The organism is Streptomyces griseorubiginosus (assembly GCF_017614965.1).
GTDB lineage: Bacteria > Actinomycetota > Actinomycetes > Streptomycetales > Streptomycetaceae > Streptomyces > Streptomyces griseorubiginosus_B.
Window position 1 is genome coordinate 1 of the sequence record NZ_WVUG01000402.1, and the last position, 6,802, is coordinate 6,802.

5 protein-coding genes are annotated in these 6,802 nt (G+C 70.2%); all 5 read right to left on the reverse strand.

Annotated features, from left to right (window positions below):
• Positions 1-1,161: L-arabinose isomerase (araA, locus tag GRC12_RS40220; RefSeq protein WP_208785408.1), on the reverse strand; the 1,161-nt coding region annotated here is incomplete at its 3' end.
• Positions 1,162-1,172: 11 nt separating this feature from the next.
• Positions 1,173-2,852 (reverse strand): ribulokinase, encoded by a 1,680-nt coding sequence (gene araB / locus GRC12_RS40225; protein ID WP_208785409.1) that lies wholly within the window; start codon positions 2,850-2,852, stop codon positions 1,173-1,175.
• A gap of 112 nt (positions 2,853-2,964) precedes the next feature.
• Positions 2,965-3,984: an ABC transporter permease gene (locus GRC12_RS40230; protein ID WP_208785410.1), complete on the reverse strand. Its 1,020-nt coding sequence runs from the start codon at positions 3,982-3,984 to the stop codon at positions 2,965-2,967.
• Positions 3,981-5,561: a sugar ABC transporter ATP-binding protein gene (locus GRC12_RS40235; RefSeq protein WP_208785411.1), complete on the reverse strand. Its 1,581-nt coding sequence runs from the start codon at positions 5,559-5,561 to the stop codon at positions 3,981-3,983. Before GRC12_RS40235 ends, GRC12_RS40230 begins: the two co-directional genes overlap by 4 nt.
• 2 nt (positions 5,562-5,563) lie before the next feature.
• Positions 5,564-6,715, reverse strand: coding sequence for a substrate-binding domain-containing protein (locus GRC12_RS40240; protein ID WP_244374508.1), 1,152 nt, complete (start codon positions 6,713-6,715; stop codon positions 5,564-5,566).
• Positions 6,716-6,802: the final 87 nt, after the last annotated feature.

The window sequence follows — 6,802 nt, forward strand, 5'->3', positions numbered from 1 at the left end:
GAAGACCAGGCGGACGGGATCCTCACGGCCGCCGATGGACAGGGGGTGGATCTCGCAGCTGGGGCGGGCGGCCGCGATGGAGGGGCACACCTCCAGCATGTGGGCGCCCAGGATGCGCGGCTCGCCGGGGCCGAGGTGGTAGGTGTAGTCCTCCATGAAGGAGGTCCCGCCGGGCTGTTGGTGGCCGATGACCTTCAGGGTGCGCAGCAGCGCGGCGGTCTTCCAGTCGCCCTCGCCGCCGAAGCCGTAGCCGTCGGCCATCAGGCGTTGCACCGCGAGGCCGGGCAGCTGGCGCAGGCCGCCGAGGTCTTCGAAGTTGGTGGTGAAGGCGGTGAAGCCGCCCTCGGTGAGGAAGGCGCGCAGGCCCAGCTCCTGCCGGGCGGCATACAGCAGGGCGTCGTGGCGGATGCCGCCCGGACGCAGCGCCGGGACCACGTCGTAGGACTCCACGTACTCCTCGGCCAGTGCGGCCGCCGCCTTGGCCTCGACGGCGTCGACGACGGCGACCAGGTCGTTGACGGCGTAGGTGTTGACGGAGTAGCCGAACCGCAGCTGGGCCTCGACCTTGTCGCCCTCGGTGACCGCCACCTCGCGCATGTTGTCCCCGAACCGCGCCAGCCGCAGCGTCCGGGCCGCATGCCGTCCTGCGGCGGCCCGCGCCCAGGCGGCGACGCGTCTGATGACCCGGGGATCGGTGGCATGCCCGGCGACGATCTTCCGGTTGACGCCGAGGCGGGCCTCGATGTGGGCGAACTCGCGGTCGCCGTGGGCGGCCTGGTTGAGGTTCATGAAGTCCATGTCGATGCTCGACCAGGGCAGCGACAGGTTGTACTGGGTGTGCAGGTGCAGCACCGGCCTATCCAGCGCGCTCAGGCCGGCGATCCACATCTTGGCCGGGGAGAACGTGTGCATCCACACGATCACGCCGACGCAGGTGTCGGAGACCGTGGCCTCCTGGCACGTCCGCCGGATCGACTCCGCGTCGGTCAGGACCGGCTTCGACACGATCCGCAGCGGGATCTGATCGGCCGCGTCGAGGCGTTCGGCGATCTGCCGGGACTGCTGGGCCACCTGCGCCAGGGTCTCCTCCCCGTACAGGTGCTGGCTGCCGGTCAGGAACCAGATCTCCTGGCTGTCGTAGGGCTGAGCATGGGTCGTCATGGAAGGTCCTTTCACAGGGCGGCGGCGCGGATGCGGCGCAGGCGGTGCATGACGTCGTTGGCACCGCGCCCGAAGTAGTCGTGCAGCAGCCGGTATTCGGCGTAGAGGCGGTCGTAGGCCACAGCCCGGTCCGGGTCGGGCTGGTACACGTGGCGCTGCACCTTGCCCATGGCGTGAGCCGCGGCACGGATGTCCGGATACGCCCCGACCGCGACCGCGGCGTGCATGGCCGCCCCCAGCGCGGGCCCCTGGGCGGAGCCGATGATGCTCAAAGGGCGGCGGGTGACATCGGCGTAGATCTGCATGAGCAGGGCGTTCTTCGTCAGACCGCCCGCGATGATCAGCTCGTCGACCGGCACCCCGGACTGCTCGAAAGCCTCGATGATCGTGCGGGTGCCGAACGCGGTGGCCTCCAGCAACGCCCGGTAGACATCCTCCGGTCGGGTCGACAGGGTCTGGCCCACGATGACACCGCTGAGTTCGTGGTCGACCAGGACGGAGCGGTTGCCGCTGTGCCAGTCCAAGGCGATCAGGCCGTGTTCGCCGACCTTCTGCCCGGCCGCGAGACCGGTCAGGTACTCGTGCGGGTCCTGGCCGGCCGCAGCGGCCCGCTCGGCGTACCCGGCGGGGAACCCGGTGCGCACGGACCAGGCGAAGATGTCCCCGACCCCGCTCTGTCCGGCCTCGTAGCCCCACAGGCCCGGCAGGATGCCGCCGTCCACCACCCCGCACATGCCCGGCACCACACCGTGCTGGTCGGAACTCATCACATGGCAGGTCGAGGTGCCCATGATGGCGACCATCTGACCTGGTTCCACCGCTCCGGCGGCGGGTGCGGTGACATGGGCGTCCACGTTGCCGACACACACCGCGATGCCCTCCGGCAGCCCCGTCCAGGCCGCCGCCTCCGCCGTCAACACGCCCGCCGCATCGCCGAGTTGGCCGATCGGGTGCTCCAGTTTGTCGGTGACGAAACCCGCGAAGCCGGGGTTGAGCGCGCCGAGGTAGGTACGGGACGGGTAAGTGCCGTCCTGGTACTGGCCCTTGTAGCCGGCGGTACACGCGTTGCGGACGTAAGCCCCGCACAGCCGCCACACGATCCAGTCCGCCGCCTCCACCCAGCGCTCCATGCGCCGGTAGACCTCCGGATCCTCCTCCAGGACCTGGAGGGCTTTGGCGAACTCCCACTCCGAGGAGATCTTCCCGCCGTAGCGCTCCAGCCACGGCTCCTTGCGCTCCACGGCCAGCGCGTTGATCCGGTCGGCCTGCCCCTGCGCGGCATGATGCCGCCACAGCTTCACATAGGCATGCGGACGAGCCGCGTACTCCGGCAGCTCACACAGCGGCGTCCCGTCCGCCAGCACCGGCAACACCGTGCACGCCGTGAAATCCGTGCCGATACCGATCACCTGCCCCGGCCGCACACCGGCAGCGGTCAGCGCCTCCGGCACCGCATGGCGCAGCACCTCCAGATAGTCCGAGGGCACCTGCAGCGCCCAGTCCGGAGGCAACCGCGTCCCGTCCGGCAGCTCACGGTCCACAACCGCATGCCGGTACGCGTGCTCCGCCGACGCCAGCTCCGCACCGTCACGCACCCGGACCACCACGGCACGGCCCGACAGGGTTCCGAAGTCGACACCCACGACACAGGGTTCCGGGTTTCCGGATGTCTCGTCCCCGTTGTTCACCATCAGCCTCCTCCTCTGTACAGGCGTATTCGATATGTCGACCGTCGTTCGAGTTCCTGAAGGCGCCGGGAGGGCGACCGCGTCGTAGGGGGCGAGTCGACCGGCGTGTCGGTGCTCAGCTCCGGCTTCTGCCGAAGTAGCGGGCGCGCACCCGGTCGAGCAGGATGGCGACGCCGAGCACCGCCCCCTGGACGACCTGCTGGTCGTACGGGCTGACCTTGAGTGCGAGCAGGCCGTTGGTGATGAACTCCAGCAGGATCGCGCCGGCCGCGATGCCGGCGATGCGGCCCTCGCCGCCGGAGAGGGACATCCCGCCGACCACCGCGGCGGCGATCGCGGTCAGTTCCCAGCCCGCGCCGACCGAGGGATCGGCCACGTTCATACGGCCGATCACCAGGATGCCGACCACGCCGGCGAGTACGGCGCTGGCGATGTAGGTGGAGGTGATGCGGCGGGCGGTCGGGATGCCCGCGAGGCGGGCGGCTTCCTTGTTGCCGCCGACCGCGTAGATCTGGCGGCCCACGTAGGTGCGTTCGAGGACGAACCAGGCGACGGCGGCGGCGCCGACGAAGAACAGGGCGGGGACCGGGATCTGGCCGATGTAGTACTGGCTGAGGTTGCTGAACATCGGGTCGAGGTTGTTGATGGGCGAGCCGCTGGTGATAGCGAGCGCCATGCCCTGCGCGACGGTGTAGGTGACCAGGGTGATCACGAACGGCGGCACGTTGAGGCGGGTGACCATGATGCCGTGCCACAGGCCGACGCAGGCCGTGATCACCAGCGTGAGAAGGATCGCCAGGGGCGCGGGCATGCCCTCGTTGACGTTCATCCAGGCGGCGAGGATGCCGGCCAGGCCGGCCAGCGCGCCCACCGACAGGTCGATGCCGCCGGTGAGGATGACCAGCGACTCGCCGATGGCGAGGATGCCGACCTGCGCCAGGTCGCGCCCCATCACCTGGAGGTTGCCCACCGCGGTGTAGGTGTCGGCGTTGGCCGCGATCCCGACGAACACCAGCACGCAGGCGATGATGACTCCGGCCTCCGGAGAAGCGGCGAGCTTACGGGCGAGAGTCGCTGCGGCCGGGCGCGACTTGGGCGCGGCCTCCTCGGGTGCGAGCGTGCTCTGCGCGCTCATGCTGTGGCTCCGTTCGTCAGTTCTTCCTGGTCGGGCGTTTTCCGCTCGAGCGCGGACGTGCCGGCCGCGGCCGTCATGATCCGTTCCTTGGTGGCGTCGGCCCGGTCGATGACCGTGACGACCCGGCCGTGGTTCATCACCGCGATGCGGTGGCAGATCCACAGCAGTTCCTCCAGTTCGGAGGAGGCGGCCACCACCGCCATGCCCTGTTCGGCGGCCCGGTCGATCAGCTTGTAGATCTCGGCCTTCGCGCCCACGTCCACGCCGCGGGTGGGCTCGTCGAGCAGGAGCAGGCGCGGTTCGGCGGCGAAGGCGCGGCCGAAGATGGCGCGCTGCTGGTTGCCTCCGGACAGGGAGCCGATCGGCTGCTCCACCGACTGCATCCGGACGTTGACGTTCTCGGCGATCTTCCGGGCCTCGGCGCGCTCGCGTCCCGGGCCGAGCAGGCCCCGGGTGCTGATCCGTTTGAGCACGGAGACGAGGACGTTGGAGCGGATCGACGCGAACAGTACGAGGGACTGTTCCTTGCGGTCCTCGGGGATCAGGGCGATCCCGGCCGCCACGCCGTCGCCCGCGCCGCGCGGGTGGTAGGACTCGCCGCCCAGCAGCATCCGGCCGCCCGTGGAGGGCTGCGCGCCGGCGATGGTGTGGACGAGGCGGCTGCGGCCGGAGCCCATGAGCCCGGCGACGCCGAGGATCTCTCCCTCGCGCACCTCCAGGTCGACGGGTCCCAGTCCGTCCGCGGTCAGGCCCTCGACCCGCAGCAGGACGGGGCTGGTCGCGGGCGGTGCCTTCGGCTCGCCCTGGGCGACCTCGCCGCCCACCATCTCCCGGATCAGCCGTTCCTCGGTGGCCTCGGCCGGTTCGAGGTCGGCCACCAGCTTGCCGTTGCGCAGCACCAGGACGCGGTCGCTGATGTCGCGGACCTCGTCCAGACGGTGCCCGATGAACAGCACCGTGCCTCCGCGTTCGGCGAGTTGCCGGGCCAGGCCCAGGACCATCTCGGCCTCGACCGGGCCCAGGGAGGAGGTCGGTTCGTCGAGGATCAGCAGCTTGGGTTCGCGGCCCCAGGCCTTGGCGATCTCGATCATCTGCCGGGTCGGCACCGGAAGGGTGCGCACCTCTCGGCTGACCGGGATCGTCCTGGCGGACAGGCCGATCTCCGCCAGCATCGCCTCGGCCTCGGCCCGCTGTGCCGCACGGTCCACGAGCAGCCGCCGCTTCGACTTGCGCGGCCGGCGGCCCAGCAGCAGGTTCTCCGCCACCGACAGCTGTCCGACCAGCGGGAACTCCTGCGAGACCATGGCGATGCCGAGCTGTGCGGCCGCTTCGGTGGACCCCGCGACGAGGGGTCGGCCGTCGACCAGGATCTCGCCGCCGTCCCGGTGGACCGAGCCGGCCAGCGTCCCCATCAGCGTGGACTTTCCGGCGCCGTTCTCGCCCACCACGCCGATCACCTGGCCGGCGTACAGGTCGAGTTCGGGCAGGTCGAGGACGCGGACCGGCCCGTAGGACTTGTGGACTCCCCGCAGCCGCGCGGTGATCGCGCGGCTCGGGGCGTTCTCGGTGGCCGTCATGCTCAGCCGATCCCGAGCTGCGACTCGAGGGACTGGTAGGCGCTGAGGTCGGACTTGGTGACCAGGCCCACGCCGGAGCTCAGGGTCGAGCCGTCCTTCTCCAGGTACGGCTTGACGATCGCCATCGTCTTGGCCTTGCCCAGCACCTTCTCCGCGGCCAGGAGGTAGGCCCCGGTGTAGCCCTGCTGGTACGGCATCTGCACGACGGTTCCGGAGATCACGCCGGATTGGATGAACTTCAGCGTCTGGGCGTCGGAGTCGTCGGAGACGATGTGCACGGATGCGGTCTTGCCCGCCGAGGTGACGGCCTGCGCGAGCGCGGGACCGTCGTAGGAGTACACCCCGTACAGGCCGTTCACATCGGGGTTGTTGGCCAGGATGGTCTCGGCGTCCGAAGTCGCCGTGCTGGCCTGGAGGTTGTCGTTGACCTTCTGCGCGACCGTGATCTGGGTGCCCTTGAGGGCGGCCTCGAAGCCCGCGATGCGCTGGGTGGCGTTCGACGCGGTGAGCGAGCCGACCAGGATCGCCACCTTGCCCTTGCCGCCGAGCACCTGCTTCATCGCGGTGCCCGCCTGGAAGCCGGCGGTGTAGTTCGGGGTGCCCAGGTAGAGCGAGGCGGCGTCGGTGCCCGGCAGCGGCGAGTCGATCGCCAGGACGTCGATGCCCTTCTGCACGTCGGTGTGGATGGTCCCGGCGGCGGAGGTCGGGTCGATCGCGGAGATCGAGTAACCGGTGACGCCCTGCGAGCGCAGGGTCTCCAGTTCCGAGTTCTGCTCCGTCAACTTGCCGTTGGGCGGGGCGAAGTAGGTGCACTTGCTCTTCGCGATGCCGAGGTCGGAGCAGCCCTTGAGGAAGCCGACCTGGCCCGCCTTCCAGTAGTCGGCGGCCACGTTCACTACCATCGCGATGTCGACCTTGGACAGGTCCTTGCCGGCCAGATCGGACTTCAGCGCCGCGTCGAGCTTGGCCAGGCTCGTCTGGTTGAAGGTGACCGACCCGGACAGGGCGACCGGGGCCGCGCTGGGGCTCGCCGAGCCGGCTCCGGCCTGGCTGGAGGAGCTGCCGGAGTTCTTGGAGCAGCCGGCGGCGGCGAGCGAGATGAGCACCGCTGTCGCGGCGATCGCGGTGCGGGACCTTCTGCTACGGATCATCATTGATCTGCGCCCTTCTAGGCATGTCGGGGTGGCGGAGCCCACGGCCGGGAGCGGCGGTGGGCTCCGCCACCCCGACATGCCTAGAAG

What these genes read in the sequence shown, in the direction of transcription:
- GRC12_RS40240 (WP_244374508.1), bottom strand. Translation starts at nt 6,715, where the DNA reads ATGATGATCCGTAGCAGAAGGTCCCGCACCGCGATCGCCGCGACAGCG.
- GRC12_RS40230 (WP_208785410.1), bottom strand. Translation starts at nt 3,984, where the DNA reads ATGAGCGCGCAGAGCACGCTCGCACCCGAGGAGGCCGCGCCCAAGTCG.
- araB (WP_208785409.1), bottom strand. Translation starts at nt 2,852, where the DNA reads ATGGTGAACAACGGGGACGAGACATCCGGAAACCCGGAACCCTGTGTC.
- GRC12_RS40235 (WP_208785411.1), bottom strand. Translation starts at nt 5,561, where the DNA reads ATGACGGCCACCGAGAACGCCCCGAGCCGCGCGATCACCGCGCGGCTG.